This is a genomic window from Mesorhizobium sp. WSM4830 (genome assembly GCF_055811495.1).
Map to the genome: position 1 here is coordinate 167417 of NZ_JBVVQI010000013.1, position 26566 is coordinate 193982.

General features: G+C 62.8%; 27 protein-coding genes and 1 tRNA gene. 18 read left to right on the plus strand and 10 right to left on the minus strand.

Annotation, left to right across the window (positions count from 1 at the left end; all coding sequences use genetic code 11):
• Positions 1 to 14: 14 nt before the first annotated feature.
• Both AC0L2Y_RS18390 and AC0L2Y_RS18395 read right to left on the minus strand, forming a co-directional pair.
• The gene (locus tag AC0L2Y_RS18390) at positions 15 to 470 is read right to left on the minus strand and encodes a PIN domain-containing protein (protein WP_473558410.1); all 456 of its coding nucleotides are present in this window, start codon (positions 468 to 470) and stop codon (positions 15 to 17) included.
• Entirely contained in the window at positions 467 to 709 is a 243-nt protein-coding gene (locus AC0L2Y_RS18395; RefSeq protein ID WP_473558412.1) for a type II toxin-antitoxin system Phd/YefM family antitoxin, read from the minus strand. Before AC0L2Y_RS18395 ends, AC0L2Y_RS18390 begins: the two co-directional genes overlap by 4 nt.
• Before the next feature lie 215 nt (positions 710 to 924).
• On the opposite strand from AC0L2Y_RS18395, the gene AC0L2Y_RS18400 reads away from it, so the two are divergent.
• The 6 genes from AC0L2Y_RS18400 (at position 925) to AC0L2Y_RS18425 (ending at position 6701) form a co-directional block, all read left to right on the plus strand.
• Positions 925 to 1320 (plus strand): AGROH133_08824 family phage infection protein, encoded by a 396-nt coding sequence (locus AC0L2Y_RS18400; RefSeq protein WP_352500793.1) that lies wholly within the window; start codon positions 925 to 927, stop codon positions 1318 to 1320.
• A 246-nt stretch (positions 1321 to 1566) separates the two neighbouring features.
• The gene (locus AC0L2Y_RS18405; protein ID WP_352465625.1) at positions 1567 to 2127 is read left to right on the plus strand and encodes a F0F1 ATP synthase subunit delta; all 561 of its coding nucleotides are present in this window, start codon (positions 1567 to 1569) and stop codon (positions 2125 to 2127) included.
• Positions 2127 to 3656, plus strand: coding sequence for a F0F1 ATP synthase subunit alpha (gene atpA, locus AC0L2Y_RS18410; protein WP_352489181.1), 1530 nt, complete (start codon positions 2127 to 2129; stop codon positions 3654 to 3656). Before AC0L2Y_RS18405 ends, atpA begins: the two co-directional genes overlap by 1 nt.
• A gap of 28 nt (positions 3657 to 3684) precedes the next feature.
• Positions 3685 to 4569: a F0F1 ATP synthase subunit gamma gene (locus AC0L2Y_RS18415; RefSeq protein WP_352489182.1), complete on the plus strand. Its 885-nt coding sequence runs from the start codon at positions 3685 to 3687 to the stop codon at positions 4567 to 4569.
• A gap of 67 nt (positions 4570 to 4636) precedes the next feature.
• Positions 4637 to 6202 carry a F0F1 ATP synthase subunit beta gene (gene atpD, locus AC0L2Y_RS18420; protein WP_376702803.1) on the plus strand — a complete coding sequence of 522 codons (1566 nt, stop codon included), beginning with the start codon at positions 4637 to 4639 and terminating at the stop codon, positions 6200 to 6202.
• Positions 6203 to 6293: 91 nt separating this feature from the next.
• On the plus strand, positions 6294 to 6701 hold the full coding sequence (locus AC0L2Y_RS18425; RefSeq protein WP_352648928.1) for a F0F1 ATP synthase subunit epsilon: 408 nt from the start codon (positions 6294 to 6296) through the stop codon (positions 6699 to 6701).
• 169 nt (positions 6702 to 6870) lie between these two features.
• Here AC0L2Y_RS18425 and uxuA read toward each other — a convergent pair whose 3' ends face one another.
• Together uxuA and AC0L2Y_RS18435 are read right to left on the minus strand one after the other, a co-directional pair.
• Positions 6871 to 8049 (minus strand): mannonate dehydratase, encoded by a 1179-nt coding sequence (uxuA, locus tag AC0L2Y_RS18430; RefSeq protein WP_473558417.1) that lies wholly within the window; start codon positions 8047 to 8049, stop codon positions 6871 to 6873.
• Positions 8046 to 9545 (minus strand): mannitol dehydrogenase family protein, encoded by a 1500-nt coding sequence (locus AC0L2Y_RS18435; RefSeq protein WP_473558420.1) that lies wholly within the window; start codon positions 9543 to 9545, stop codon positions 8046 to 8048. Before AC0L2Y_RS18435 ends, uxuA begins: the two co-directional genes overlap by 4 nt.
• Before the next feature lie 175 nt (positions 9546 to 9720).
• On the opposite strand from AC0L2Y_RS18435, the gene uxaC reads away from it, so the two are divergent.
• The 9 genes from uxaC (at position 9721) to recQ (ending at position 19048) form a co-directional block, all read left to right on the plus strand.
• Entirely contained in the window at positions 9721 to 11130 is a 1410-nt protein-coding gene (uxaC, locus tag AC0L2Y_RS18440) for a glucuronate isomerase (RefSeq protein WP_473558423.1), read from the plus strand.
• Positions 11131 to 11168: 38 nt separating this feature from the next.
• Entirely contained in the window at positions 11169 to 12146 is a 978-nt protein-coding gene (locus tag AC0L2Y_RS18445; protein ID WP_352489188.1) for a TRAP transporter substrate-binding protein, read from the plus strand.
• A gap of 103 nt (positions 12147 to 12249) precedes the next feature.
• Positions 12250 to 12777, plus strand: a complete 528-nt coding sequence (locus tag AC0L2Y_RS18450) for a TRAP transporter small permease (RefSeq protein WP_473558469.1) — start codon at positions 12250 to 12252, stop codon at positions 12775 to 12777.
• Between the two features lie 4 nt (positions 12778 to 12781).
• Positions 12782 to 14062 (plus strand): TRAP transporter large permease, encoded by a 1281-nt coding sequence (locus tag AC0L2Y_RS18455; RefSeq protein WP_473558426.1) that lies wholly within the window; start codon positions 12782 to 12784, stop codon positions 14060 to 14062.
• Between the two features lie 10 nt (positions 14063 to 14072).
• A complete protein-coding gene (locus AC0L2Y_RS18460) occupies positions 14073 to 14849 on the plus strand; it encodes a FadR/GntR family transcriptional regulator (RefSeq protein WP_352489190.1) in 777 nt (258 codons plus the stop codon).
• Positions 14850 to 14877: 28 nt separating this feature from the next.
• Positions 14878 to 15735 carry a 5-dehydro-4-deoxy-D-glucuronate isomerase gene (gene kduI / locus AC0L2Y_RS18465; protein ID WP_473558429.1) on the plus strand — a complete coding sequence of 286 codons (858 nt, stop codon included), beginning with the start codon at positions 14878 to 14880 and terminating at the stop codon, positions 15733 to 15735.
• Positions 15732 to 16499, plus strand: coding sequence for a 2-dehydro-3-deoxy-D-gluconate 5-dehydrogenase KduD (kduD, locus tag AC0L2Y_RS18470; RefSeq protein ID WP_473558432.1), 768 nt, complete (start codon positions 15732 to 15734; stop codon positions 16497 to 16499). The genes kduI and kduD overlap by 4 nt, the downstream gene beginning before the upstream one ends.
• 23 nt (positions 16500 to 16522) lie before the next feature.
• The gene (locus AC0L2Y_RS18475; protein ID WP_473558434.1) at positions 16523 to 16861 is read left to right on the plus strand and encodes a cupin domain-containing protein; all 339 of its coding nucleotides are present in this window, start codon (positions 16523 to 16525) and stop codon (positions 16859 to 16861) included.
• A 360-nt stretch (positions 16862 to 17221) separates the two neighbouring features.
• Positions 17222 to 19048: a DNA helicase RecQ gene (recQ, locus tag AC0L2Y_RS18480; protein WP_473558437.1), complete on the plus strand. Its 1827-nt coding sequence runs from the start codon at positions 17222 to 17224 to the stop codon at positions 19046 to 19048.
• A 2-nt stretch (positions 19049 to 19050) separates the two neighbouring features.
• On the opposite strand, the gene AC0L2Y_RS18485 is transcribed toward recQ, so the two are convergent.
• From AC0L2Y_RS18485 to AC0L2Y_RS18510, 6 genes are all read right to left on the minus strand, one after another.
• Positions 19051 to 19782 carry a hypothetical protein gene (locus tag AC0L2Y_RS18485; RefSeq protein ID WP_473558438.1) on the minus strand — a complete coding sequence of 244 codons (732 nt, stop codon included), beginning with the start codon at positions 19780 to 19782 and terminating at the stop codon, positions 19051 to 19053.
• A 688-nt stretch (positions 19783 to 20470) separates the two neighbouring features.
• The gene (locus AC0L2Y_RS18490) at positions 20471 to 20794 is read right to left on the minus strand and encodes a hypothetical protein (protein ID WP_473558441.1); all 324 of its coding nucleotides are present in this window, start codon (positions 20792 to 20794) and stop codon (positions 20471 to 20473) included.
• Between the two features lie 104 nt (positions 20795 to 20898).
• Positions 20899 to 21816, minus strand: a complete 918-nt coding sequence (locus tag AC0L2Y_RS18495) for an alpha/beta fold hydrolase (RefSeq protein WP_473558443.1) — start codon at positions 21814 to 21816, stop codon at positions 20899 to 20901.
• A 673-nt stretch (positions 21817 to 22489) separates the two neighbouring features.
• Positions 22490 to 23299, minus strand: a complete 810-nt coding sequence (locus tag AC0L2Y_RS18500) for a DUF2182 domain-containing protein (protein ID WP_473558445.1) — start codon at positions 23297 to 23299, stop codon at positions 22490 to 22492.
• A gap of 60 nt (positions 23300 to 23359) precedes the next feature.
• Positions 23360 to 23998 carry a DUF1326 domain-containing protein gene (locus AC0L2Y_RS18505; RefSeq protein ID WP_023719685.1) on the minus strand — a complete coding sequence of 213 codons (639 nt, stop codon included), beginning with the start codon at positions 23996 to 23998 and terminating at the stop codon, positions 23360 to 23362.
• 263 nt (positions 23999 to 24261) lie between these two features.
• Positions 24262 to 24351, minus strand: a tRNA-Ser gene (locus AC0L2Y_RS18510).
• Between the two features lie 338 nt (positions 24352 to 24689).
• Here AC0L2Y_RS18510 and AC0L2Y_RS18515 point away from each other — a divergent pair.
• From AC0L2Y_RS18515 to AC0L2Y_RS18525, 3 genes are all read left to right on the plus strand, one after another.
• A complete protein-coding gene (locus AC0L2Y_RS18515; RefSeq protein WP_473558448.1) occupies positions 24690 to 25367 on the plus strand; it encodes a 50S ribosomal protein L21 in 678 nt (225 codons plus the stop codon).
• Between the two features lie 97 nt (positions 25368 to 25464).
• Positions 25465 to 25734 (plus strand): 50S ribosomal protein L27, encoded by a 270-nt coding sequence (gene rpmA / locus AC0L2Y_RS18520; protein WP_023678077.1) that lies wholly within the window; start codon positions 25465 to 25467, stop codon positions 25732 to 25734.
• Positions 25735 to 25851: 117 nt separating this feature from the next.
• Complete coding sequence (locus AC0L2Y_RS18525; RefSeq protein WP_473558450.1) at positions 25852 to 26439, plus strand: GNAT family N-acetyltransferase; 588 nt, start codon at positions 25852 to 25854, stop codon at positions 26437 to 26439.
• The last annotated feature ends 127 nt before the right edge of the window (positions 26440 to 26566 follow it).

The following is a 26566-nucleotide window of genomic DNA, read 5'->3' on the forward strand; positions in this document are numbered from 1 at the left end:
CTCGCTTGAGTGTATTAATCGGCCGCAGGCGGGTCTTGCAGTATGTTCCAGCACCACACGTCGAGCGCTTCAAAGTGTCGGATATTGGCTGTTATCACAGTAAGCTCTTTGATTGCCGCCGTGGCGCCGATGAGTATGTCAGCTAAGCCTGGATTTCTCCCCTGCGCAGAGGCTGCTTCCTCCATTTGGCCTGCTCTTCGCGCAATATCGGTATCGACCTCCAGAATCTGACCAGCAAACCCTTCGATGATATCATTGAGCCAAGCAGTAAGACTCTCCACCCGTTTTGCAGCACCCGCACGATCGAGCTTGCGTATGCCCTTCTCGATTTCAACGATTGCTATTACAGGTACGAACAGCGTCTGCTTTTCGCCTTGCGTTACAATCCATGTGGAAACGTCTTTTGCAAGCTCCGGCTTTCCGGGCGCGAAGGCGGATAGAATCGATGTATCGATGAGATAGCCATTCAAAGATCGACATCCCGCGAGGGTGCTTCGTTCCTCTCAAGTCCTATCCCTCCGGGATAGGTCAAAAGAAATTCCCCGAAGTTCCGGCGCTTGACGGGATATAGCTTTTGAACGTCCTCGATCGAGACGATCGCCGCCGCTGGTTTACCATGCTTCGTAATGATGGTTGGTTCGCCGTTCTCCGCGGCCTCGACGAGCGCCGAGAATCCTGCCTTGGCATCCCGAACCTGCATCGTTTTCACAACCGCTCTCCTGTGGTCTCATGTGGTCATAATATAGCAACTATACAGGAAAGGAACAGGCCTAGCTTGCTCGACGGGATGAGCTGGAATCGGCGGCGACCTCTTATCGCCCGCTGAAAGAGATCGTGCGTGAGTGTCCAATATCTATCTGGCGAATGTCTCTTGCTTCGCTAAACTGCCCGAGATTTCAGGGATGCATCCACGAGGGGGACAAGATGGAATTTGCGTTTCCGTGGCCGATGAGCCAGGGCGAGTGGCTGGCATGGTCGAGCGCCGTGGTGACCCTGCTGTTCGGCCTGCTGCTGTTCCTGGCGCCAGGACTGGCGTTCCGGATCCTGCGGCTGCAGGTCAAGCCCGAGAAGGCGGCGGCGATCGCTGAGGGGCGCGGCCGGATGTCGGGGTTCTATCTCGGCGTCAGCCTGTGCTGCATCCTCCTGGCGCAGCCGCTGCTCTACATGGCGCTCGGCTTCTCCTGGCTGTTCACCGCCTTCGGCCGGCTGCTGTCGATGATGTCGGACGGCGCCAACACACCGTTCAACTGGGCTTCCATCGTCGTCGAGCTGGTGCTGGCGGCGCTGCCGCTTGCCTTCGCCTTCGGCTTTTTGCCCTGAATCAGGGATCAATCCGGGGTTGGTTGCTGAACTCGGCCAGCGGATGCGACAATAGTGCCTGAAAACCATGCCGGACGACGCATTGCGGTCTGAAAATGCCTGTGCTAGACGGCAATCGACTTTCGACCGGGGATAGCGGAAGCCGCGCCTCCGTGCTTGGAAAAATGCAGTAAGGTCAAAGATTTAGCCAGAGTTTTTGCTCGCGCCAACAATCTGCGGCCTGTCAGACAAGAGAAAAGACGGTCCGTGGCCCAATCGTCATCGCCAATCTCAGGTGTCGCAGAACGCTATGCGGGTTCGCTGTTCGAACTCGCGCTGCAGACCAATTCGGTCGCCAGCGTCGAGGCCGACCTCAACAGGTTCGAAACGATGCTCGAAGGCAGCGCTGATCTTTCGCGGCTGATCAGGAGCCCTGTCTTCTCCAGCGAGGACCAGGCCAAGGCGATCGCCGCGATCGCCGACAAAGCGGGGATCACGGGCCTCACCGGCAATTTCCTGCGCGTCGTTGCCCAGAACCGCCGGCTGTTCGCCGTGCCCGGCATGATCAAGGCGTTCCGCCAGATCGCCGCCGAACACCGTGGCGAGACGGCTGCCGAGGTCACCTCGGCGCATGCGCTGACGCCTGCCCAGGAAACCGAGCTGAAAGCGGCGCTGAAAAGCGTCGCCGGCAAGGATGTGGCGATCACCGTCACCGTCGATCCGTCGCTGCTCGGCGGACTGGTGGTCAAGATCGGCTCGCGCCAGATCGATACGTCACTCAAAACCAAACTCAATTCGCTCAAGCTTGCACTGAAAGAGGTCGGCTGATGGACATCCGCGCCGCGGAAATTTCCGCAATTCTGAAAGACCAGATCAAGAATTTCGGCAAGGAGGCCGAGGTCTCCGAAGTCGGCCAGGTGCTGTCCGTCGGTGACGGTATCGCCCGCGTCTACGGCCTCGACAATGTCCAGGCCGGCGAGATGGTCGAGTTCCCTGGCGGGATCCGCGGCATGGCGCTCAACCTCGAAGCCGACAATGTCGGCGTCGTCATCTTTGGCGCCGACCGCGACATCAAGGAAGGCGATACCGTCAAGCGCACCGGCGCCATCGTCGACGCGCCCGTCGGCATGGGCTTGCTCGGCCGCGTCGTCGACGCGCTCGGCAACCCGATCGACGGCAAAGGCCCGATCCAGGCCACCGAACGCAAGCGCGTCGACGTCAAGGCGCCCGGCATCATCCCGCGCAAATCGGTGAACGAGCCGATGTCGACCGGCCTCAAGGCCATCGACGCGCTGATCCCGGTCGGCCGCGGCCAGCGCGAGCTGGTCATCGGCGACCGCCAGACCGGCAAGACCGCGATCATCCTCGACACCATGCTCAACCAGAAATCGGTGCACGACAACGGCCCTGAGAAGGAAAAGCTGTACTGCGTCTATGTCGCCGTCGGCCAGAAGCGCTCGACGGTGGCACAGTTCGTCAAGGTCTTGGAAGAGCGCGGCGCGCTCGACTATTCGATCATCATCGCCGCGACCGCCTCCGATCCGGCGCCAATGCAGTTCCTGGCGCCGTTCACCGCCTGCACCATGGGCGAATATTTCCGCGACAACGGCATGCACGCTCTGATCAGCTACGACGATCTATCGAAGCAGGCCGTCGCCTATCGCCAGATGTCGCTGCTGCTGCGCCGCCCGCCGGGCCGCGAAGCCTATCCCGGCGACGTTTTCTACCTCCACTCGCGCCTGCTCGAGCGCGCCGCCAAGCTCAATGACGAAAACGGCGGCGGGTCTCTGACGGCGCTGCCGATCATCGAGACGCAGGCCAACGACGTTTCGGCCTACATCCCGACCAACGTCATCTCGATCACCGACGGCCAGATCTTCCTTGAGACCAATCTGTTCTTCCAGGGCGTCCGTCCGGCGGTCAATGTCGGCCTGTCGGTGTCGCGCGTCGGCTCCTCGGCGCAGATCAAGGCGATGAAGCAGGTTGCCGGGTCGATCAAGGGCGAACTCGCGCAGTACCGCGAAATGGCTGCTTTCGCGCAGTTCGGCTCCGATCTCGACGCCGCCACGCAACGCCTGCTCAACCGCGGCTCGCGCCTGACCGAGCTGTTGAAGCAGCCGCAATTCTCGCCGCTCAAGGTCGAGGAGCAGGTCGCGGTGATCTTCGCCGGCGTCAACGGCTATCTCGACAAGCTGGCGATCAACCAGGTCGGCAAGTTCGAGCATGGTCTGTTGTCGCATATGCGCTCGGCCGGCAAGGACGTGCTCGACGGCATCCGCAAGGAGAAGGCGCTGTCCGACGATCTGCGCGCCCGGCTGAAGGCAGAAATCGACGCCTTCGCCAAGACCTTTGCTTGAGCAGGACGGACGGGATCAGGTTTGAAGCATGCCTTCGTTAAAAGACCTTCGTAACCGTATCGCCTCGGTCAAGGCGACGCAGAAGATCACCAAGGCGATGCAGATGGTCGCCGCTGCGAAGCTGCGTCGCGCCCAGGAAGCGGCGGAAGCGGCACGTCCCTATTCGGAGCGCATGGGCGCGGTTCTGGCCAACATCACCCAGGCGATCGGCGGCGGCGGGGATGCCCCGGCGCTGATGACCGGCACCGGCAAGGACGACGTACACCTGCTTGTCGTCTGCACGGCCGAACGCGGCCTGTGCGGCGGCTTCAATTCGCAGATCGCCCGCTTTGCCCGCGACCACATCCGCAAGCTCCTGGCCGACGGCAAGCAGGTCAAGATCATCTGCGTTGGCAAGAAGGGGTTCGACATATTGCGCCGCGACTACGGGGCGCTGATCATCGAGCGTGTCGACCTGCGCGAGGTCAAGACGCTGGGCTTCGTCAATGCCGATGCCATCGCCAAGAAGGTGATCAACCTGTTCAACGAGGGCGGCTTCGACATCTGCACGCTGTTCTATTCGCAGTTCAAGTCGGTGATCAGCCAGATCCCGACAGCGCAGCAAATTATCCCGGCGGGCGTCGCTTCGGCTGCCGCGGAAGTGAAGGATGGCGGCAGCGCCGTCTACGAATACGAGCCGGAGCCGGGCGAAATCCTCTCCGATCTCATCCCGCGCAACATTTCCGTGCAGGTTTTTCGCGCGCTGCTCGAGAATGCTGCCGGCGAGATGGGCGCCAAGATGAGCGCCATGGACAATGCGACGCGCAACGCCGGCGACATGATCAACAAATTGTCGATCACCTACAACCGCCAGCGGCAGGCGCAGATCACCAAGGAATTGATCGAAATCATTTCGGGCGCCGAGGCGCTCTAGGCACGCTCACAAGGAGGTCATCGACCTCAGGCGTGTGAGAAACAAAGAGACGAAAAGGGTAAAGACGATGGCGAAAGCAGCGACCCCGAAGACGGCAGCCCCGAAGGCCGCGGCACCAGCGAAGGCTCCGGCAGCAGCAAAGGCCGCTCCGGCCAAGAAGGCGGCAGCAACCAAGGCCGCCGCTGTGAATACGCCGGCCGTTACCATCAAGAAAACCGGCCTGGCAGGCAAGGTTCGCCAGGTCATCGGCGCCGTTGTCGACGTCCAGTTCGGCGAACATCTGCCGGCGATCCTGAACGCGCTTGAGACGATCAATGTCGGCAATCGCCTGGTGCTCGAGGTTGCCCAGCATCTGGGCGAAAACACCGTGCGCTGCATCGCCATGGACTCGACCGAAGGTCTGGTCCGCGGCCAGGACGTCTATGACACCGGTGCACCGATTACCGTGCCGGTCGGCCCGGGCATGCTCGGCCGCATCATCAACGTCATCGGCGAGCCGGTCGACGAGGCAGGTCCGGTCGACGGCATCGAGATGCGCTCGATCCACCAGCCGGCGCCGACCTATGTCGAGCAGTCGACGGAAGCGCAGATCCTGGTCACCGGCATCAAGGTGCTCGACCTGCTGGCACCCTATGCCCGCGGCGGCAAGATCGGCCTGTTCGGCGGCGCCGGCGTCGGCAAGACGGTGCTGATCCAGGAACTGATCAACAACGTCGCCAAGGCGCATGGCGGCTTCTCGGTGTTCGCCGGCGTCGGCGAGCGCACCCGCGAAGGCAACGACCTCTATCACGAGTTCATCGAGTCCGGCGTCAACAAGAAGGGCGGCGGCGAAGGCTCCAAGGCGGCGCTCGTCTATGGCCAGATGAACGAGCCGCCGGGCGCGCGCGCCCGCGTCGGCCTGACCGGGTTGACGGTTGCCGAATATTTCCGCGACCAGGGCCAGGACGTGCTGTTCTTCGTCGACAACATCTTCCGCTTCACGCAGGCGGGTTCGGAAGTGTCGGCGCTGCTCGGCCGCATTCCTTCGGCCGTCGGCTACCAGCCGACGCTGGCCACCGACATGGGCGCGCTGCAGGAGCGTATCACCACGACCACCAAGGGCTCGATTACCTCGGTGCAGGCGATCTATGTGCCGGCCGACGACCTGACCGACCCGGCACCGGCGACCTCGTTCGCCCACCTCGACGCGACGACCGTGCTCAACCGCGCGATTTCGGAGAAGGGCATCTATCCGGCGGTCGATCCGCTCGATTCGACCTCGCGCATGCTCGACCCGATGGTTGTCGGCGAAGAGCACTATCAGGTCGCCCGCCAGGTGCAGTCGATCCTTCAGCGCTACAAGTCGCTGCAGGACATCATCGCCATCCTGGGCATGGACGAGCTGTCGGAAGAGGACAAGCAGACGGTCGCCCGCGCCCGCAAGATCGAGCGCTTCCTGTCGCAGCCCTTCTTCGTCGCCGAAGTGTTCACCGGCGCACCGGGCAAGCTGGTCGACCTCGCCGACACCATCAAGGGCTTCAAGGGCCTTTGCAACGGCGACTACGACCATCTGCCGGAAGCCGCCTTCTACATGGTCGGCGGTATCGAGGAAGCGGTCGAGAAGGCACAGCGCCTGGCCGCCGAAGCGGCGTAAAGAAGCGAATAGCGAATAGGGAGTAGCGAATAAGGGCGATGTGAGCCGAGCGTTTTTGTCTACTCACTACTCGCTACTCGCTAAATTGATCATGCCTGAAGCTTTCAAATTCGAACTGGTCTCGCCGGAGCGCCTCTTGGTTTCCGAGCAGGTCGAATCCGTCGTCATCCCGGGCGCCGAAGGCGAGATGACGGTGATGGCGCATCACGCGCCGGTCATGACCACAATCAAGCCGGGCGTCGTTACGCTGAAGACCGCGCAAGGCAAGGAAGAACGCTATGTCGTGTTCGGCGGCTTTGCCGACATCGTTCCGGCCGGCTGCACGCTGCTGGCCGAGTCGGCGGTCGCCGTCGGTGACATCGACCGCGCCGACCTTGCCCGCCGCATCCAGGAGGCTAGGGAAGACGCCGCCGACGCCAAGGACGATCAGACCCGCAGCAAGGCCGAGCAGTTCCTTAGCCAACTCACCACGCTCGAAGGCGCCATCCTGCCGGCTTGACAGGCGCTCTCTCCCTTCTCCCCTTGTGGGAGAAGGTGGATTGGCGCGCAGCGCCAAGACGGTTGAGGGGTGTTGGAAGAAATGGGACGTTGGCGTTCCCTGGAACACCCCTCATCCGACCGAGCTTCGCTCGGCCCCTTCTCCCACAAGGGGAGAAGGGAGGGGCTGCTCAAACTGTCAGCGTTTCCACCGCCCGCATGACGCCGCGCAGTTCGGCGAGGCCCTTCAGGCGGCCGATGCAGGAATAGCCGGGGTTCACCTTCTTGCCGATGTCGTCGACTATGGCGTGGCCATGATCGGGACGCATCGGGACCTGCCAATCCGCCCTGCCTGCCGCCTTGCGCCGCCGCTCTTCACCAATCAGCGCCGACACGACGGCCACCATATCGGTGTCGCCGTCGAGGTGCTCGGCTTCGTGGAAGGAGCCGTCGGGCTCCTTGGTGACATTGCGCAGATGGGCGAAGTGGATGTTTTCGGCGAAGGCCCTGGCCATTGCCGGCAGATCGTTCTGCGCGCCCGCGCCGTAGGAGCCGGTGCACAGTGTCAACCCGTTAGCCGGCGAAGCGACAGCGTCGAGCAGCGCGCGTGCGTCATTGGCGTTGGAAACGATGCGCGGCAGGCCGAACAGCGAAAAAGGCGGATCGTCGGGGTGGATCGCCATCCTGACGCCGGCCTCTTCGGCCACCGGCACGATCTCGCGCAGGAAGGCAAACAGGTTTTCGCGTAGTCCTTCGGTGGAGACGTCCTTGTAGAGGTCGAGGGCGCGGCGGAAGCTTGCCCGATCGAAGATGAATTCGCGCGCCGGCACCCAGCCGATCAGGTTGCGCTCCAGCCTTGCCTTGTCGCTGTCGCTCATCCCTTGCAGCCGCACACGCGCCGCCTCGATACGGGCCGGCGGGTGATCGGCCTCCGCCCCTTCTCGCTCAAGGATGAAGACGTCATAGGCGCAGAGCTCGACGACATCGAAGCGCAGCGCCGTGCCGCCATGCGGCATGGGATAATCGAGGTCGGTGCGCGTCCAGTCGGTGATTGCCATGAAATTATAGCAGACGGTATTGATGCCGGCGGCGGCGACGGCGCGGATCGAGGCCTTGTATTTGTCGATCAGGCTGCGCCAGTCACCGCTGCGGGTCTTGATGTCCTCATGGACGACGATGCTCTCGACCACATCCCAGGTCAGGCCTGCTGCCTCGATCTCGGCCTTGCGCCTGGCGATCTCGTCCGCCGGCCAGGCGCGGCCGTCATTGAGGTGGTGCAGCGCGCTGACGATGCCGACGGCGTCGGCTTGACGGACATGGGCAAGCGTCACCGGATCGTCGGGCCCGAACCAGCGCCAGGTCTGTCTCATCGCTTCTCACTCCCTATGCCAAGCGCCGCGAAGGCGGCGCCAGGCCCGCCCCGCCGCAGGCGCTCGAGATGGGCTGCCGTCAGATCGATCAGTGTCATGCGGTGGGAGTGGTCCTTGGCGAAGCCGGCGAGATCGAACATTGCTGTCACCGTTTCGACAGCCGGCCGGCTGCCGAGCGTAAGCCGAGTGTCGATCGGATCGGTGAAATGGGCTTCCGGCAGGGTTTTGCCGCGCGCCTCGCAAGCGGCGATCCAGGCGGCTACCACCAGCATGAGATGCGCAGGCGGGTCACCGGCACCCAGCCGATCGAGGGCCGAGGCGACGATGCGCTGCGGCAGCTTCTGGCTGCCGTCATTGGCGATCTGCGCCGTGCGATGGGCGAGCGCCGTGTTCGAATAGCGTTCGGCAAGCTGGGCCGTGTAGCCGGCCGTATCGAGCCCGGCGTCCTGCGGCAGCGTCGGGATGGCCTCGGCCCATAGTCCGTCGACGAATTGCCGGATCGCCGGATCGGCAAAGGCGCGGTCGACCGTGTCGTAGCCGCTGAGCAGGCCTAGATAGGCGATTGCCGAATGCGAGCCGTTGAGCAGCCGCAGCTTCATGTCCTCGAACGGCCTGACGTCGCCGACCATGGTGACGCCGAACTTTTCCCAGGCCGGCCTGCCCGCCGGGAAATCGTCCTCGACCACCCATTGACAGAACGGCTCGGTCATCACCGGCCAGGCATCCTCGAAACCGAGCTCGACGGCGATACGCGCCCGGTCGGCATCGGTGGTCGCCGGCACGATACGGTCGACCATGCTCGACGGAAAAGCGACGCCGTCGGCGATGTACGCGGCGAGCCTGGCATCGCCTGAAGTGGCGAGCCTGGAATCGCGCAGTGCTGCGAATTCGACCAGCAGGCGGTGCAGCGTGGCGCCATTGGCCGGAAGGTTGTCACAGCAGAGCACGGTGAAAGGCTGGATGCCGGCGGCACGGCGGCGCGACAGCGCTTCGGTCAGAAAACCATGCGCCGTCCGTGGCATTTGCGGGTTGGCCAGATCATGGACGATGTCGGGGTGGGTATTGTCCAGTCCGCCGCCGGCTGCTCTCAGATAGGCCTTTTCGGTGATCGTCAGCGTGACGATGCGGGTGCGCTGATCGGTCAGAGCTGCGAGCACCGCAACCGGATCTTCCGGCGCGACCAGCAGCGACAGGATCGAACCGATGACGCGCAGCTCTTCGCCGATGCTGCTTCTGATCGCCAGCGTGTAGAGGCCATCCTGCGGCGCCAGTGCGTCGCGCGTGTCTGGACTGCGCAAGGACACGCCGACAATGCCCCAGTCCGCCTCTCCCGCCGCCAGGCAGTCGTCGACATACGCCGCCTGGTGGGCGCGATGGAACGCACCGACGCCGAGATGGACGATGCCCGGTGCGACGACGCCGCGGGCGTAGCGGGGAACCGCGACCGAAGCCGGCAGTGCCTTCAGCGTGCTGTTGGAAAGGCGTCTATTGGTCATTGCGCCACGTGTCTGATCGAGATTGTTGGGTCACTGCTGGCAGGCGGCGTAACACCCGATGCCATCATGCACAATGGGCAATGGCCCACGAAAAGTCATCATACAACAACCCAGTTTTTGTATGTTGACATTATTTCTTTCGAACCCTACCGATGTCCGGATTGGGAGGATTTACGTGGCCGCATTGACGGATCCGGATCTGCTGTTTGCCGCCGAGGCGCGCCCGCGTTCGCTGGCCCGCGATCTCTATGCCGCGGTCAAGGACCTGCCGATCGTCAGCCCGCACGGCCACACCGACCCGCGCTGGTATGCGCTCAACGAGGCGTTTCCGGATCCGGCGCAATTGCTGATCGTGCCGGACCACTACATTTTCCGTATGCTGTTCAGCCAGGGCGTTCGCCTTGAGGAGCTTGGCGTGCCGACTCTTGACGGCTCGCCGGTGGAGACCGACGGCAGGACGATCTGGCGGCGCTTCGCCGAGCATTACTACCTGTTTCGCGGCACGCCGACCCGGCTGTGGTTCGACCATGTTCTTGCCCACCTGTTCGGCATCGAAGAGCCGCTGAATGCCAAGACGGCTGACCGCCATTACGACACGATCGCGATGCTGCTGCAGTGGGAGAATTTTCGCCCCCGAGCGCTGTTCGAGCGCTTCAACATTGAGGTCATCGCGACGACCGAAGGAGCGCTCGACGATCTCAGATGGCACCAGATGATCCGCGACAGCGGCTGGGAGGGCCGCGTCGTCACCGCCTATCGGCCGGACGCGGTCGTCGATCCCGATTTCGAAGGGTTCTCGGCCAATCTCGACCGGCTTGGCGAGATCACCGGGTGCGATACCGGCAACTGGGCCGGCTATCTCGATGCACATCGCCAGCGGCGGGCCTTCTTCAAAAGTTTCGGTGCGACGTCCTCCGATCACGGCCATCCAACGGCCGAAACCGCCAATCTCTCGGATGCCGCCGCGCAGGAGTTGTTCAACCGCATCCGCCGGGGCTCGGACGACGAGCGGGAGCGAAAACTGTTTCGCGCCCAGATGCTGACCGAGATGGCCAAGATGAGCCGCGACGACGGGCTGGTCCTGCAGATCCATCCCGGCTCCTGGCGCAATCATTCGCCGGCTATCTTTCACAAGTTCGGCAGGGACAAAGGCTTCGATATCCCGACCCGCACCGATTATGTGACGGCGCTGAAGCCGTTGCTCGACTGTGTCGGGCTGGAGCGCGACCTCACCATCATCCTCTTCACCCTCGACGAGACGAGCTATGCGCGCGAGCTGGCGCCGCTCGCCGGCGTTTACCCGGCATTGAAGCTCGGGCCAGCCTGGTGGTTCCACGACAGCCCCGAAGGGATGCGCCGGTTCCGTGAGATGACCACCGAAACGGCCGGTTTCTATAACACCGTCGGTTTCAACGACGACACCCGCGCCTTTCCATCCATACCGGCCCGCCATGATGTGGCGCGCCGGGTCGATTGCGCATATCTGGCGCGTCTCGTCGCCGAGCATCGGCTCGGCGAAGACGAGGCGCACGAGCTGGCGCAGGAACTTGCCTATACGCTCGCGAAAAAGGCGTACCGGCTCTAACGGCGCTTGCCGCCATCGTTCAAAACGGGAGGAAACCAATGCTGCATTTTTCGAGATTGGCGGGAGCTACGCTACTTGCCGCCGCACTGCTGGCCGGAACGGCAAGCGCCCAGACGGTCCTGCGCTCGTCCGACACGCACCCGGACGGCTATCCGACGGTCGAGGCGGTCAAATATTTCGGCGAGCTGGTGAAGGAGCGCACGGCCGGCCGCTATGTGGTCGAGATCTATCCTTCCGCGCAACTCGGCGAGGAAAAGGACACGATCGAGCAGGTGCGCACCGGCGTGATAGATCTCAACCGCGTCTCGATGGCGCCGTTCAACGGGCTCATCCCGGAGACCACCGTGCCCTCGCTGCCCTACATCTTCCGTTCGGAAGAGCACATGCACAAGGTCATGGACGGGGCGATCGGCGACCAGATCGCAGCGGCGTTCGACCAGGTCGGGCTGGTGCTGCTCGCCTTTTACGACGGCGGTTCGCGCTCCTTCTACAATTCGAAGAAGCCGATCAACACCGTCGCCGATATGGCCGGGATGAAGTTCCGCGTTATCCAGTCCGACATCTTCGTCGACATGGTGGCGGCACTCGGCGCCAACGCGACGCCGATGCCGTATGGCGAAGTATATTCGGCGATCGAGACCGGGGTCATCGACGGCGCGGAGAACAATTTTCCGAGCTACGACACCGCCAAGCACGCGGAAGTCGCCAAGTACTATTCGCTCGACGAGCACACGATGGTGCCGGAAGCCTTCGTGATGGCGAAGTCGAGCTGGGACAAGCTGACGCCGGAAGACCAGGCGATCTTCAAGGCGGCCGCCAAGGAAAGCGTCGCCAAGCAGCGCGAGCTGTGGACCGCCAAGGTCAAGGAATCGCGCGCCAAGGTCGAGGCGGCCGGTTCGCAGATCACGACGCCGGACAAGCAGCCCTTCATCGACGCGATGGGGCCGGTCTACGAGAAGCACGTCAAGGACGACAAGCTGAAGGCCATGGTCGAAGCCATCAAGGCCGTGCAGTGATCAAGCGGCGGCGCGGACATTCCGCGCCGCCATCCTCCTGGGGAGAAAACCGGTGACTTCCAGCCCAAAACCAACACCGCTCCTGTCGGGCGTCGCGCAAGTGATGTCGCGCGTCAGCACGGCGGCGCTGTCGATCGCCGGCATCGGGCTGGTGCTGATGACCGCGTTCGTCGCCTGGCAGGTGTTCGGCCGCTACGTCCTGAACCGCTCGCCGAGCTGGACCGAGCCGGGTTCGGTGATGCTGATGAGCTGGTTCATTTTCCTCGGCGCTGCCGTCGGTGTGCGCGAGAACTATCATCTTGGCTTCGACGTCCTGCTCTACGTGCTGCCGAAAGGCGGCAAGCGCTGGCTGCGGATGATTTCGGATCTCGTCGCGCTCGCCTTCGGCATCGGCATGATCTGGTATGGCAGCCAGCTGGTCGCATTGACCTGGGGCTCCGTCTTGCCGTCACTCGGCATATCGGGGGGCTGGGACTACGTCCCGCTTGTCGCCGGAGGCGCGCTCATCGTGCTTTTCACACTGGAGCGCATCGTGCTTCGCCTCTCCGGCGCGCCGATCGACGATGCCCTCGATGAATTGCCGCCCGCGGAAGTCGCAGCCGAACTCGACACAGCTGATGTGAAGGTCTGACGCCATGGAACTGTGGATTCTCTTCGGCGTCTTCACCCTGCTGATGCTTATCGGCACGCCGATCGCTTTCTGCCTCGGCGTCGCAAGTCTTGCCACCGTCCTCTATATGGGCCTGCCGCCGCTCATCGTATTCCAGCGCCTGAATTCCGGCATGAGCGTCTTTTCGCTGCTGGCCATTCCGTTTTTCATCTACGCCGGCGACTTGATGGTGCGCGGCGGCATCGCCAGCAAGATCGTTGCCTTCGCCGGCTCGCTCGTCGGCCATTTGCGCGGCGGCCTCGGCCAGGTCAATATCGCCACCGCTACACTGTTCGGCGGCATTTCCGGCTCGGCGGTTGCGGAGGCAGCGGCGGTAGGCGGCCTGATGATCCCGCAGATGAAGGCGCGTGGATATGGGGCGGATTACGCCGTCAACGTCACGTCGATGGCCGCGCTGATCGCGCTGTTGCTGCCACCGTCGCACAACATGATCATCTACTCGATCTCGGCAGGCGGAAAGATCTCCATCGCCGATCTGTTCACGGCCGGTATCATCCCGGGCCTGCTACTGGCCCTGTCGCTGATGGTCACCGCCTATATCGTGGCGCGCTCCCGCGGCTATCCGACCGAGGCGTTTCCGGGCTTCGCCGCCGTCGCGCATCTTTTCGCCGTTGCGGTGCCCGGCCTGCTGCTGATCGCGATCATCTTCGGCGGCGTGCGATCGGGCGTCTTCACCGCCACCGAGAGTTCCTGTATCGCGGTCATCTATGCGTTGCTCGTGACTGTCTTCGTTTACCGGCAGATGACCTGGGGAGGGTTCGTTCATGCCACCCATGGCGCCGTGCGCACCACGGCCATGGTGCTGCTTATCATCGGCATGGCGGCGGCGTTCTCGTGGCTGATGGCCTTCCTGAAAGTGCCGGCAGCGTTGATAGCCTCCATGAACGCGATCTCGGACGATCCGCTGGTCGTGCTTCTCCTGCTCAACCTCTTGATGCTGTTCCTCGGCACGTTCATGGACATGGGGCCGACGATCATCATTTGCACGCCGATCTTCCTGCCCGTGGCGCAGGCCTACGGCGTCGATCCGGTGCATTTCGGCGTCATCATGATCCTCAATTTCGGCATCGGGCTGAACACGCCGCCGGTGGGCGCAGTGCAGTTCGTGGCGTGTGCGGTGGGCAAGATATCCGTCTGGGAATCGATGCGCTCGATCTGGCCGTTCTATGCGGCAGGTCTCGTGGTGCTGGCGCTCGTCACTTACATTCCGGCCATTTCGCTATGGCTGCCGAGCGTCTTCAAATAGGGGGTGCGACATGGCCTCGGACACCGCAGTCGGGCTCCGCGTCGAACGAAGACCGAAGCTTTCGGAAACGGTCGTCGCGGCGATCCGCAAGCAGTTGCAGGCGGGCGAGATCCAGCCGGGGCAAAAGCTGCCGACCGAGGGTCAGCTGACTGAAACCTTCGGGGTCAGCCGCACCGTGATACGCGAGGCGCTGGCCAAGCTTGCCGCGGACGGCCTGGTCGAACCACGCCAAGGCGCCGGCGTCTTCGTCACCGAGCATATCTCGACAGCGTTCGGTGCTCTGGCAGCGGAGATGGGCAGCAAGGACTCGATCGCCCTCAACGTGCTCGAAGTCAGGTTGGCGATCGAGATCGAATCCGCCGGGCTCGCTGCCATCCGCCGCAACGCCGCGCAGGAAGCGGCGATCCAGGAAGCCTTCTTCGAATTCGAGCGGCTGCTCCTCAACAGCGAGCCGACGGGACCGGCCGACCTTGCCTTCCACCGCGCAATCGCCAGCGCCACCAACAATCCATTTTATGTCGAGATGCTCGACGTGCTCGGCCGACGCGCCATTCCTTGCGACGTGACCTCGCCCTGGTCGACCGAGATCGCCCAATCGGACGCCTATCAGCGCGGCCTGCAACGCGAGCATCTGGTGATCCTCAATGCCATCTCGGCAGGCGATGCCGAGGCGGCCCGGGAGGCGATGCGCGCGCATCTCGGTGCCAGCCAGCAGCGCTATCGCGAGCGCCTGCACGCGCGCCAGGTTTTTTATGCCGACTCGGTCAAGGCCGCGGCAACCGAATAAGCAATTGAGGCAGCCCCATGGGACAGCAATGAATCACACCGACAATCATACGGATTTCACGTCCCGCTTCGCCATCGATCCTGTTTCTGCCGCAGCTATGGGAACGGACGAACTGCGTCACAATTTCCTGATCGAGGACTTGTTCCAGCCCGGCCGCATCAGCCTGACGTACACCCATTACGACCGCATGATCGTCGGCGGCGCCATGCCCGCCGGTACACCGCTGCCGCTGCAGGCAATCAAGCCGACCGGCACGAAGAATTTTCTCGACCGCCGTGAGATGATCATCGTCAACATCGCCGGTGCCGGCATCATGAAAGCCGGCGGTCAATCCTACGAGCTGCAGGCGCGCGACATGCTCTATCTCGGCATGGGCACGGATGAGGTATCGTTCGCTGCGACCGATCCTGCAGCGCCGGCTAAATTCTACCTGCTCAGCGCGCCGGCGCACCAGAGCCATCCCAACCGGCTGATCCGCATCGGCGATGCCAAGCGGCTCGATCTCGGCAGCCAGGCGACTTCCAACGAGCGCTCGATCTTCCAGTTCATCCATGCCGATGGCGTAAAGACCTGTCAGCTTGTCGTCGGCATGACGCAGCTTGCCTCCGGTTCGGTCTGGAACACCATGCCGTGCCATGTGCATGACCGGCGCATGGAAGCCTATCTCTATTTCGACCTGCCGGAAGCGGCGCGGGTGTTTCACTTCATGGGCGAACCCGACGAAACGCGCCATCTCGTCATGCGCAACGAGGAGGCGGTGCTATCGCCGGGATGGTCAATCCATTCGGGCGCCGGCACCTCGAACTACGCCTTCATCTGGGCGATGGCCGGCGACAATGTCGACTATACCGATGTCGACCTGGTAACGATGGAGGAGCTCAAGTGAGCGATCTCTCGGCGTTCAGCCTTGCCGGCAAGCGCATCCTCGTAACCGGCGCCAATACCGGCATCGGCCAGGGCATCGCCGTGTCGGTCGCGCGTGCCGGCGGCGCGGTCGTCGGCGTCGGCCGCTCGGCGATGGACGAGACCGCGGAGAAGATTGCGGCGGCCGGCGGACGCTTCGAGGCTGTCCGCTGCGATCTTGGCGATGATGCAGCCGCCCAGGCGATGCTTGACCGCGTCTGGGACGACACCGGACCGCTCGACGGCCTGGTCAACAATGCCGGCATTATCCGGCGTGCCGATGCGGTCGAACTGACCGAAGCCGACTGGGACGACGTCATCGGTGTCAATCTGAAGACGGTATTCTTCCTCAGCCAGCGCTTTGCCAGGCGCGTGCTCGCCGATCCGGCGCGGCGCGGCAAGATCGTCAACATCGCTTCGGTGCTGAGTTTTCAGGGCGGCATCCGCGTCGCCTCCTACACCGCCTCCAAACATGGCGTGCTCGGCATCACCCGGCTGCTGGCATGCGAATGGGCGGCAAAGGGCATCAACGTCAACGGCATTGCGCCCGGCTATATCGAGACCAACAACACCGAGGCGTTGCGCGCCGATCCCGACCGCAGCGCGTCGATCCTGGCGCGCATTCCGGCCGGACGCTGGGGCGCGCCGGAAGACATCGGCGACGCAGCCGTCTTCCTGCTGGCGCCGGCGTCCAACTACATGCATGGCGCGGTGGTGCCGGTGGATGGCGGCTGGCTGGCGCGATGAACAACAAAAATGAGAGTTTGGCGATGACCGAAACCAAAATCTTCTCGCATGCCGGCGAGGGCGCATGGACGCCGACGCCCGACGGCAACCGCAGGCGCGTGCTCCTACACACGGACGAGCTGATGATGGTCGAGTTCGGTTTCGACAAGGGCGGCGTCGGCGCGCTGCACTCGCACCCGCACGTCCAAGCGAGCTACGTCGCCGAAGGCCGCTTCGAAGTCACCATCGACGGCAGGACCGAGATCCTGGAGACCGGAAGCAGCTTCATCGTCCCGTCCAACCTTGTCCATGGCGTCAGGGCGCTGGAGGCGGGACGACTGGTCGACAGTTTTACGCCGCACCGCACCGATTTCCTCGACTGAGCCGCTTGCCCGAAGATCAGGCAGCCGGTTCTCGGAACGAAAAACCCGCGCCTCCGGAGAGACGCGGGCGTGTTGCCTGGGCGCTTGTGGCGCCGCGGTACTCAAAACATCACCGCAGAACCTGACCCTGCCGAATGATGGTGAAGATAGGATTAACCGGTCCGAGGCGGTGCGATATTCACAGCCAAGGCGAATAGGGGCTGGAACGACGGTCTGATATCGGCCAATGAGAGAGAGGTTCGCTTCAGGCGGTGCCGAGGAGGACCGGAGGGGTCGATAAATGTTCGAATCTGCTGTCCAGGCAATCACCTGGCGATTCGCCGAGGATTTTCGGCACGTCGCGTCCCCGAAAGTTCTGTAATGCAGGCAGCAGCGAGTATCCCGGCAGAGGATTCCAAGCGGCGCGTCCTGAAGGATGTATTCGGCTTCGATGATTTTCGTCTCGGCCAGGCGGCCGTGATGGAGGCGCTGCTGGCCGGGCGCCATGTGCTGGCTGTCATGCCGACCGGCGCCGGCAAATCGCTCTGCTACCAAGTCCCGGCGCTGGTCCTGGGCGGGCTCACCATTGTCGTTTCGCCGCTGGTGGCGCTGATGCAGGATCAGGTCGCCGCATTGCGCCTTGCCGGCGTGGCGGCCGATACGATCAATTCCTCGCTCGACCGCGACGCCAATGTCGCTGCATGGCGCTGCGTCGCGGCAGGCCAGACACGCCTGCTCTATCTTGCACCGGAGCGGCTAATGACGGTGCGAATGCTCGAGGCGTTGACCAAGCTCGATGTCCGGCTGATCGCCATCGACGAGGCCCATTGCATCTCGCAATGGGGACCGGCGTTCCGGCGCGAATACGAAGAGTTGTCGAGACTACGTGATATCTTTCCGAAAGTGCCGATCATTGCGCTGACGGCGACGGCGGACGAGACGACGCGCACCGACATTGCCGCGCAACTGTTCGACGGGCGCGTCGATACCGTGGTGCTCGGCTTCGACCGGCCGAACATCAAGCTAAGCATTGAGCCCAAGCAGGACAGCAAGCGCCAGTTGCTAGGCTTCGTGCAGCGCCATGCGGGCCGCAGCGGGATCGTCTATTGCCTGTCACGCAAAAAGACCGAGGAGATGGCGGCGTTCCTCGAGCGGAACGGTGTACGTGCGCTCGCCTATCATGCCGGCATGAGCAAGGACGCGCGTGAAGCGAATCAAAACGCTTTCATGACCTTGTCCGGCGTGGTGATGGTGGCGACCATCGCCTTCGGCATGGGGATCGACAAGCCGGATGTCGCCTATGTCTTCCACACCGACCTGCCGGGCAGCTTGGAGGCCTATTATCAAGAAATCGGGCGGGCGGGCCGCGACGGGCGGGCGGCCGAGGCACATATGCTCTTCGGTCTCGGCGATATCCGCATGCGCCGGCTTTTCATCGAAGACGAGGACGCGCCGGCTGAGCACAAAAGGCGCGCGCATGGCCGGCTCGATACGCTGATCGGCTATTGCGAGACGACGCAGTGCCGCCGTCAGATCCTGCTTGGCCATTTCGGCGAAAGTGCTTCGCCTTGCGGCAATTGCGACACCTGCCTCGACCAGGCGCCGCATGCGGATGGCGAGGCGGAGGCGCGGATCATCCTGGCGGCGATCGCACAGACCGGCGAGCGCTTTGGCGCCGCCCATGTCGTCGATGTTCTGCTCGGCCATGAGACCGAGAAGGTTCTGGACAGGAACCACCATAGGCTTGCCAGCTTCGGCACCGGTGTGGCGCACAAGAAAAACGTGTGGCTGTCGCTGGTCCGCCAGCTCGTCGCGGGAGGGTTCCTGACATTGGACCCAGCCGGCCATGGCGGCCTCGCCATTGCCGAGAAGGGCCGTGCGCTGGCTCGGGGCGAGGCCTCGTTCCGGTATCGCGTGGACGCGCGCCAGTCACCGCGAGGCAAGATACGTCCTGAGGATACCGCAGCAGGCACGGAAGGTCTGGATTCGGCCCTGCTGGCCGCGCTCAAGGCGGTACGGCTGCGTCTTGCCCGCGAACGCCAGGTGCCGGCCTTCGTGATCTTTTCGGATCGTACACTGATCGATATGGCCGAACGCTGCCCGCGTGATCTGGACGCCTTCGCCGCGGTCAACGGCGTCGGCGCCGCCAAGCTCAAGGATTTCGGCGAGATATTCCTCGGCGCGATCGCTGCCCATCAGTCCGGTTAGTCTTAGGGCCCTGGAGCCGCCGTCTGGTGCAGTTGAAGAACTACGGCTTGCCAATCTGGCCAGCCATCCAGCAGTGTAACAATAAGCTGTGCGCACAGCTCCTCGGTTGACCGAAGGGTGGCGGCCCGGGCGTTCCAACCGTCTGCTGACTTGGGCTCTTTGAGTGAGCCCGTATGGACGGCTGCAGACCGAAGCTTGTAGGCATCTCGAACTAAACTAAATATCCGCGAACGATCGGCGGCGTCACGCCCCAACAACCAAGCGGCACGCTGAGCAATCTTGAAGGTAATCTCGCTGTTGTCGCCGCTGCCGTCGTGCATCAACAGCATCTCCAGGCAAACGCCAAGATCTGTCACCTTCTCGACCTGATCGGATCGACCCCGGGCCGATGCAAGTCGCTCAATGGCTCGAACTATTACCGGTTCAGAAGGTCTAGCCATCGCCTTCATTACAGCGGCTACCTGCGCCGCGCGTTCTATGCCCAAGGTAACGGTTGGTTTAACACCTGAGCCTACGGATACCATGCTGCCACCTGTCATGTGGGGCCATCCAGAGTCGTCGAAGTAGACATAGCGAGCATCCAGCCCAGGTGCTGCGCCGCCACCTACGATCAGTGCCTGAATTGCCCTCTTGATCAGTATTTCGGCAGGGTCTTCCGGTGAGGTTGGAAAGTCGGACGGCGGGCCATCGAAGATCACTCTGCGATCCAGTTCGCGAACGACAATCGCAGCCATCGGACGCTCCGTAAAAAGAAGCTGACGATCGTCAAACGAGGCAAAGGCCCAAAACCAGGCGTCGGTCTTGGCCAGAGCCTCCGCAGGTTCAATGGTGAGGCCGGCACCGAGATCGATTACGCTTTCGAGTCCTAGGCCTCGTACAGCCTGAACGGTGACAACCGTAGATTGCTTCGTTTGAGCAATCCGCCTGAGGCTAAATGCAATTTCGTCCGCATTAGCCCATGTATAGCACGATCAACCAGATAAATGCTCGTCGCGTCATGGGAGAAGCCACCAGCTCTATTACGGGGCCAACTAGCGCCTCGGGTATATGGGCCCAACTGGCGCGTCCATCGTTGGGCGCCGATAGCACGATGGGAGATGCCTTTTTAGCCGCCGTTTCGATTGCGCGGGCAAGCTCTTCGTATGCCGAATCGAGTTCTTCATCAGTCATCTGGAGACCTTAATTATGAAACGCGGCTGGGCATTTCTTGGAAGCTCAGACACATTCAAAGATGCAGCCACACGTGCATCCTGCGCATCAATCAGGCCGTTGTCGTTTTCCTCGGTTTGGCCGTGTCGCCGAGACCGAAGCCGTGACTGTGAGGTGACCGAATTCATGGAGCCTTTCGAGCCTCGGCTCAATGCCGCGCGCTGTGACATCGATTCTGCCTTCGCCTCGCAGGCTCTCACTCCGGCGCCGCAATCAGCACCTGCTTCGTCTCGCCGCCGCAATCGCCGCCTCCTGCTGCCGCAAGCGCTCGATCTTCGCACTCTGGCGGGCAGCGACGGTCGCGGCGACACGCTGTCCTCCCAACAGCCAGCCCGGAATGTTGGTGTGGACGACTTTGCCGCGAGCAATGGCCGTTGCCGACATTTCGTCGGCGACCGCGCCTATCGCCACGTTGATCTCGACGCAACTCATCTTGTCGTATTTCGCAGCATCAAAGGATGCCGGCAAAGGCGATGCGCAACTTCCGACAAACATCAGGCTGCACATCATAGGCGTGGCCGTGGAGATCGCCTTCATTCCCTTATCAAGCACGTTGATGCCGGACGGGCGGATTTCGGAGGGTTCTCGATCTCGGGCCGCGAAGCACTCCCGAGGTTCCGCGTAACTGAAGCATGTGACCTCTACAACACTCCGTGCCGACCGTCCTGCTTGTCTTCGAAGAATTCCGAGAGAACCGCTGCGATCTTTTCGGGGTGCTCTTCCGGGAAAAAGTGCCCGCCTTGGACAGCGCGTCCTTCCACTCTGTCGGCCCATTTCCTCCAGATGGCCAGCGGCCCGCCTTCTTGCGCATACCAGTTCTCCAGGGCGCCTTCGCCACTCCATAGCGCCAGTAGCGGAAACTCGATGCGACGACCGTTTGCCTGGTCCAGCGCGTCATGTTCACGATCGATCGTCGCAGCGGCGCGATATTCTTCGCAGATGGCATGAATATGCGCGGGATCGCGAAGCGCATCAACATAGGCGTTCCTGACCTCTTTGGAGACCATTTTCGCCGACGATCCCCACTGCGTCATCGCATCGTCGACGACGGCATCGGGAGCCGCGCCTATCAGACGCTCCGGCAGGGGCTCCGGCTGAGCAAGAAGGCTCCAGGGCCAAAAGCCGAGTGCCAGTCTGGCATCGGCCCGATCCCATGTTGCGGCGGTGGGGATGATGTCGAGGGCGGCGATTTTGAGGACTTTGTCGGGATGGTCGAGCGCCAGGCGATAGGCAACCCGCCCGCCACGATCATGCCCGGCAACCATGAATCGCTCAAACCCCAGTTGCTTCATGGCTTGAACCATGTCGCCGGCCATGGGGCGCTTGGCGTATGGGCTATGATCGGCAGACGAAACCGGGCATCCGCTTCGTCCGTAGCCTCGAAGGTCGGCAGCGACCACCGTGAAGCGGGGCGCCAAGGCTGCGGCGATATCCCTCCACATCAGATGCGTTTCTGGAAAGCCGTGAAGAAGCAGCAGCGGCGGACCGGCGCCGCCGACCCTTGCGAAAATGGTCGTATCGTCCAGTCGTAAGCTGGTGGCTCTGAAACCTGCAAACACCGTCAGCCTCCTCCGCGCCCCTTAGGAAAGCTCCCTAAGGGCGCAAACGGCCGCCTGAGGCGAAAACCCCGGCCGCGATGGCCAGGGCTCAAGCCGGTCAGTTGCTAGAATCGAAACCAGACCCAAACGCGCCTGCGGAAGCACCGCCTGCGCCGATAGCCGTTTCGCCAGTAAACGCGACAGACCCTTCGCCAAGCGCGCCGGCGGCGGCGACGCGGCCGGTGCCACCGGCGATGATAGACTGGTTGCAACTCTGCTTGAGTTTCGTCGTCGAAGGTCTCGACATCCGGCGCCTCGAGTTCATCGAGAATGCCGCTTCTGGCAGTTGGAACGCCGGCCACTGCGTTGATTGGCCGAACTGTGCTTGCAAGGGCCGCAGCCCCGGCAATGCCAAACATTCCAGTCAAAAATAGTCGCCGATCCATGGAAACCTCCCGATCTTCAACCAGCGATAGAACAAGGCTAACGATGGGGAGATAGCGCAGTCGGTGCAAACGCCCAGAGCCGCGCGGCGATTGCGATGATCCGGTCGGTCGGAGGGTGTCGCCGCCTCCGAAGTGGGACGGCTACCTCGGTCGACAAACACCCGGCGCTTTTGAATTGCGGCCCACGCTTGCTCCTACGGACTGAAAATGAGACCGATGTGTTCGGAATTTCACCACCCGGCTGGGGGCTAGCCGCTCATCCAAGGCATCTCGATCGCGCCGAACGATACAGCGATCCCGAGGGCCATCAGCGCAATGCCCAAAGCAACTTCGAAGCGCCGGCCGCGCTGCAGCAGCTTCTCGACGAAGACGACCAGCGTCAACAGCAGCATCCAGGCGACGCTCATGATGCCCACCGCGACCAGCACGGCAAACAGAGCCCAGCAGCAACCAAAGCAATAGAGTCCGTGCCGCAGCCCCATCTCGAGCGCGCCAACCCGCCCGTCGCGCCAATGCTGCGCAACGAAAGCGAGCGGCGAACGGCAATGGCTGAGGCAAATGTGCTTGAGGGTCGTGAATTGGTAGAGTCCGGCGACGCCAAGCGTGATGCCGAGCGCGAGCGGCGCCCATTTCGAACGCTGAGGCGGATCGAGGCTCGCCGCAAACTCGCTTCCGAGCTGGACCAGGACATACACGAGCAGGCCCGCCGCCGCCCAGACGAGCAGGTAGCCCGCGACGAATATCCACGCCGGAATGGCGACGTGCTGTTCGCGCCTAGCCTGCGCCGCCGCGAACATAAAGATCATGGGCGCGGCCGCCGGCAGCATCATAGCAGCCATCATCACCGTCCATACAGCAAGAAAGGCGGCGGCGCCGGCGAGTGACCAGCCGTCGGCGGCAATTCCGGCCATCGCCATGCCGGCCATGCCTTCCATACCCTCCATCCCGCCGCGCACCGCAATGCCCATAGGCATATCCATGCTGAAGGTCTGATAGAGGGTGAGCGCCCACGCCGCTGCAGTCAGCCCGACGAGCGATGCGAGCAGACCGAGCGGCATGCCACGCAAATTCCGGAGCCGCCACGATTTCCCGGGAAACGCGTCAGGCATCGGCACGCCCTAGTTCGGGCCGGTCCAGTCGAACGGAATGTGTTTGCTCGAGCGGGCCGTGCCCGTCCAGTCGAGCCCGAAGCCTTTGGTGCTCACCTCGACCGAACGCCCCCAGGTGGCAACCTGGCCCGGGCCGACCTCCGAGCCCGGCGGGTTGATCGTCTGCACCCGCTTGCCGGGTGGTGTTGTGGGACCTGAAAGCGCTTCCGCATGCCCGACGACGAGGCCAGGAATCTCGACCCGCCAGGTGGCAAGGTCGCCCGCCACCTCGAAAGTGATCGGCACGAACTCCATGCCACGCATCTCGCCGATGTTGGCGGCAAAACCCGCCGGCCAGCCGCCGGCCTGCCCGCCGAAGATCGCTTGCAGGGCTTCACGTTGCCGCTCGTTCGCCTTCTCGTCGAGGTACATGCCCATCACGGCCTTTGCCTCGCCGGCCCATAGATTGCCTTCGAACTCGCCGAGCGCCACCAGCGACAGGCCGTCGAGCTTCACGTCGCCATACTGACCCTCGCGTACATGCCAGGCGAGCACGCCCTGGCAATGGTTGCCGGTCGGCCGCTGGGCGAACTCGCAAGGGCAAGGGATATCGCAGCTGCAGATGTCGAACCAGTCGCCTGCGAGCCGCCATTGAGGCACTGCATTCATGGCTCTTCCTCCCGGAATGTAGCGCCATTTATACGTCGAAGGCGGGGCACACTCCAGCAGTTAGTGCATCGCTCGCTGATTTTGGTGGACTTGCCGCCCCAGAAACAAGTCACCGCGTTTTGATCAGCAACTGCTCGCAACAGAACCCAGCAGCTTTGCGCTCACCCTCTGTTCCAGTAGAATCGTCACAGGACTGCAATTGAGCTTCGCGCCGTCACGAGCGTTTACGGCTGAGTTCGGCAGGTAAAATCAAAAATTATCAGTGGCGGAGAGGGAGGGATTCGAACCCCCGATGGGCTTGCACCCATGCCGCATTTCGAGTGCGGTGCATTCGACCACTCTGCCACCTCTCCGCGGTCATGGTCCGCCGTTGCCGGCGCGGCGCACTAGATAACGGCTGGACCGGCAGGTTACAAGGGCCAATCTGCCCCGGCGCCGCAGGTTCCCGTTCGTGCTTTCTTCAAGGTTCCGGTAGCCGCTGTTCGATATTTGCCGGACTGGGCTCAACTCACTCGCCGCTTGCCCGCGGCGCTTGCCTTGACTCAAGCCGAACCTTCGGTTAGGGACAGCGCGCAATCGGCGTGGAGGGATCTTCCGCGCCGCTTGTTTTTTGAACCCGCAGACTGACAAAAAGACGGCCGAACCGCCTGAAGCGGTTCATCAAGGCCGACCGAACAGCGAAAGGCAAAAAATGTTCGCAGTCATCAAAACGGGCGGCAAGCAGTATCGCGTTGCCGCCAACGATCTCCTGAAGATCGAAAAACTCGAAGCCAATGTCGGCGACATCGTCGAAATCGGTAATGTGCTCGCGCATGGCGAGGGCGAGAACGTCACGTTCGGCGCGCCGTTCGTCGATGGTGCGATGGTCACCGCCGAAGTCGTCGAGCAGGGCAAGAACCGCACCGTCATCGCATTCAAGAAGCGTCGCCGGCAGAATTCCCGCCGCAAGATCGGCCATCGCCAGCTTTTGACCACTGTCAGGATCGCCGAAATCCTGCTGGGCGGCGCCAAGCCGGCGAAGAAGGCCGCCGCCAAGACCGAAGTGAAGGCAGAAGCCGCGCCAAAGGCCGAAGCGAAGGCAGAGGCTGCGCCGAAGAAGGAAGCCAAGGCCGAGACGACCGAGGACAAGGCTGCCGAAGCCGCCGCGCCGTTGTTCAAGGCGCCGAAGGGCGAGCCGGATGACCTGACGGCGATCAAGGGCATCGGCCCGGTCGCGGCCGGCCAGCTCAACGAACAGGGCATCACCACCTTCGCCCAGATCGCCAAGCTGTCCGACAAGGATGTCGCCAAGATCGACGAGCACATGCCGTTCAGCGCCGACCAGATCAAGGACTGGCGCGAGCAGGCCAAGGAATTGGCGAAGAAGTAGAACGAACGGCGCAATCGTCGCCGGATCGGACTTGAAACGGAACGCGAACGCGTTCATAAGATCGTTTAGGCGCCTCGCGGCGCATCGGAGTAGTTAGATGGCACACAAGAAAGCTGGCGGATCGTCGCGCAATGGTCGCGACTCCCATTCCAAGCGGCTCGGCGTGAAGAAGTTCGGCGGCGAAGCCGTGATTCCGGGCAACATCATCATTCGTCAGCGTGGCACGACGTGGCATCCCGGCACCAATGTCGGCATTGGCACGGACCACACGCTGTTTGCGCTCGAAGCTGGCGCAGTCACCTTCAACAAAAAAGCCAATGGCCGAACCTACGTATCGGTGAACCCGATGACGAAGGCAGCGGAGTAGCCGGTTCCGCACGAGAACACCGGCACCCATCTCGGGACCGGTGTCTGGCCAAGCCAGGAAAAGGATCAGGGGAGATGGGTTTCCATCTCCCTTTTTTCTTGCCTGGAGGACTTTGACATGGTTGCCGAAGCGGAAGCGACAGACGACGAAAGTTACACGATAGATTGTCCGGTGCTCGCGACCGAGCGGCTGGTCATGCGTGCCCCGCGTGAAAGCGACATCGAGCAATTGGTGGCGCTCGCCGACAACCGCCATGTCGCGGAAATGCTGGCTCGCATGCCGCATCCCTATGGCGAGGCGGAGGCACGCGCTTTCCTGGCCATGACGGCATCGCGCCGGCACGGAATCGCCTATGCGTTGACGCTGGCCGGCACCGAGACCTTCGTCGGCTGTGCCGGGCTCAACACTACGGATCGTGGGCTGGAGCTCGGCTACTGGATCGGCGAGCCGTACTGGAAACGCGGCTATGCGACGGAAGCAGCGCACGCACTGGTCGACCTTGCCTTCCAGAGAACCACGATCCAGGTGCTGCACGCCTCGACGCGGGTTATCAATCCGGCCTCGCGCCGGGTCATCCACAAATGCGGCTTCCAGTATGCCGGCCAGGGCATGCTGAATTCGATCGTTGCCGGCCAGGTGCCGGTCGAGCGCTACCGCCTCGACCGCAAGACCTGGACCAGCCTGCGGAACTGGGTGCATTTTTGAGGCATGCCAATGTTCAGGTGATGCCGGCCTGCGAATGGCGGCTTCCTGCGCTTCCGGTGCTCATATGTGGACGGCCCCCTGCTTGCAAGCATTGGTTCGGATAGTTTGATCGGATCGCTTGCGCTCA

Bases quoted from the DNA above. Each gene is read 5' to 3' on its own strand.
- AC0L2Y_RS18490 (WP_473558441.1), bottom strand. From the start codon at position 20,794: ATGAAGGCGATCTCCACGGCCACGCCTATGATGTGCAGCCTGATGTTT.
- AC0L2Y_RS18525 (WP_473558450.1), top strand. From the start codon at position 25,852: ATGGTTGCCGAAGCGGAAGCGACAGACGACGAAAGTTACACGATAGAT.
- atpA (WP_352489181.1), top strand. From the start codon at position 2,127: ATGGACATCCGCGCCGCGGAAATTTCCGCAATTCTGAAAGACCAGATC.
- AC0L2Y_RS18475 (WP_473558434.1), top strand. From the start codon at position 16,523: ATGACCGAAACCAAAATCTTCTCGCATGCCGGCGAGGGCGCATGGACG.
- AC0L2Y_RS18455 (WP_473558426.1), top strand. From the start codon at position 12,782: ATGGAACTGTGGATTCTCTTCGGCGTCTTCACCCTGCTGATGCTTATC.
- kduI (WP_473558429.1), top strand. From the start codon at position 14,878: ATGAATCACACCGACAATCATACGGATTTCACGTCCCGCTTCGCCATC.
- AC0L2Y_RS18460 (WP_352489190.1), top strand. From the start codon at position 14,073: ATGGCCTCGGACACCGCAGTCGGGCTCCGCGTCGAACGAAGACCGAAG.
- uxuA (WP_473558417.1), bottom strand. From the start codon at position 8,049: ATGAGACAGACCTGGCGCTGGTTCGGGCCCGACGATCCGGTGACGCTT.
- AC0L2Y_RS18500 (WP_473558445.1), bottom strand. From the start codon at position 23,299: ATGCCGCTCGGTCTGCTCGCATCGCTCGTCGGGCTGACTGCAGCGGCG.
- AC0L2Y_RS18445 (WP_352489188.1), top strand. From the start codon at position 11,169: ATGCTGCATTTTTCGAGATTGGCGGGAGCTACGCTACTTGCCGCCGCA.
- AC0L2Y_RS18415 (WP_352489182.1), top strand. From the start codon at position 3,685: ATGCCTTCGTTAAAAGACCTTCGTAACCGTATCGCCTCGGTCAAGGCG.
- AC0L2Y_RS18425 (WP_352648928.1), top strand. From the start codon at position 6,294: ATGCCTGAAGCTTTCAAATTCGAACTGGTCTCGCCGGAGCGCCTCTTG.
- AC0L2Y_RS18450 (WP_473558469.1), top strand. From the start codon at position 12,250: ATGTCGCGCGTCAGCACGGCGGCGCTGTCGATCGCCGGCATCGGGCTG.
- AC0L2Y_RS18485 (WP_473558438.1), bottom strand. From the start codon at position 19,782: ATGGCTGCGATTGTCGTTCGCGAACTGGATCGCAGAGTGATCTTCGAT.
- rpmA (WP_023678077.1), top strand. From the start codon at position 25,465: ATGGCACACAAGAAAGCTGGCGGATCGTCGCGCAATGGTCGCGACTCC.
- AC0L2Y_RS18435 (WP_473558420.1), bottom strand. From the start codon at position 9,545: ATGACCAATAGACGCCTTTCCAACAGCACGCTGAAGGCACTGCCGGCT.
- atpD (WP_376702803.1), top strand. From the start codon at position 4,637: ATGGCGAAAGCAGCGACCCCGAAGACGGCAGCCCCGAAGGCCGCGGCA.
- recQ (WP_473558437.1), top strand. From the start codon at position 17,222: ATGCAGGCAGCAGCGAGTATCCCGGCAGAGGATTCCAAGCGGCGCGTC.
- AC0L2Y_RS18515 (WP_473558448.1), top strand. From the start codon at position 24,690: ATGTTCGCAGTCATCAAAACGGGCGGCAAGCAGTATCGCGTTGCCGCC.
- AC0L2Y_RS18505 (WP_023719685.1), bottom strand. From the start codon at position 23,998: ATGAATGCAGTGCCTCAATGGCGGCTCGCAGGCGACTGGTTCGACATC.
- AC0L2Y_RS18400 (WP_352500793.1), top strand. From the start codon at position 925: ATGGAATTTGCGTTTCCGTGGCCGATGAGCCAGGGCGAGTGGCTGGCA.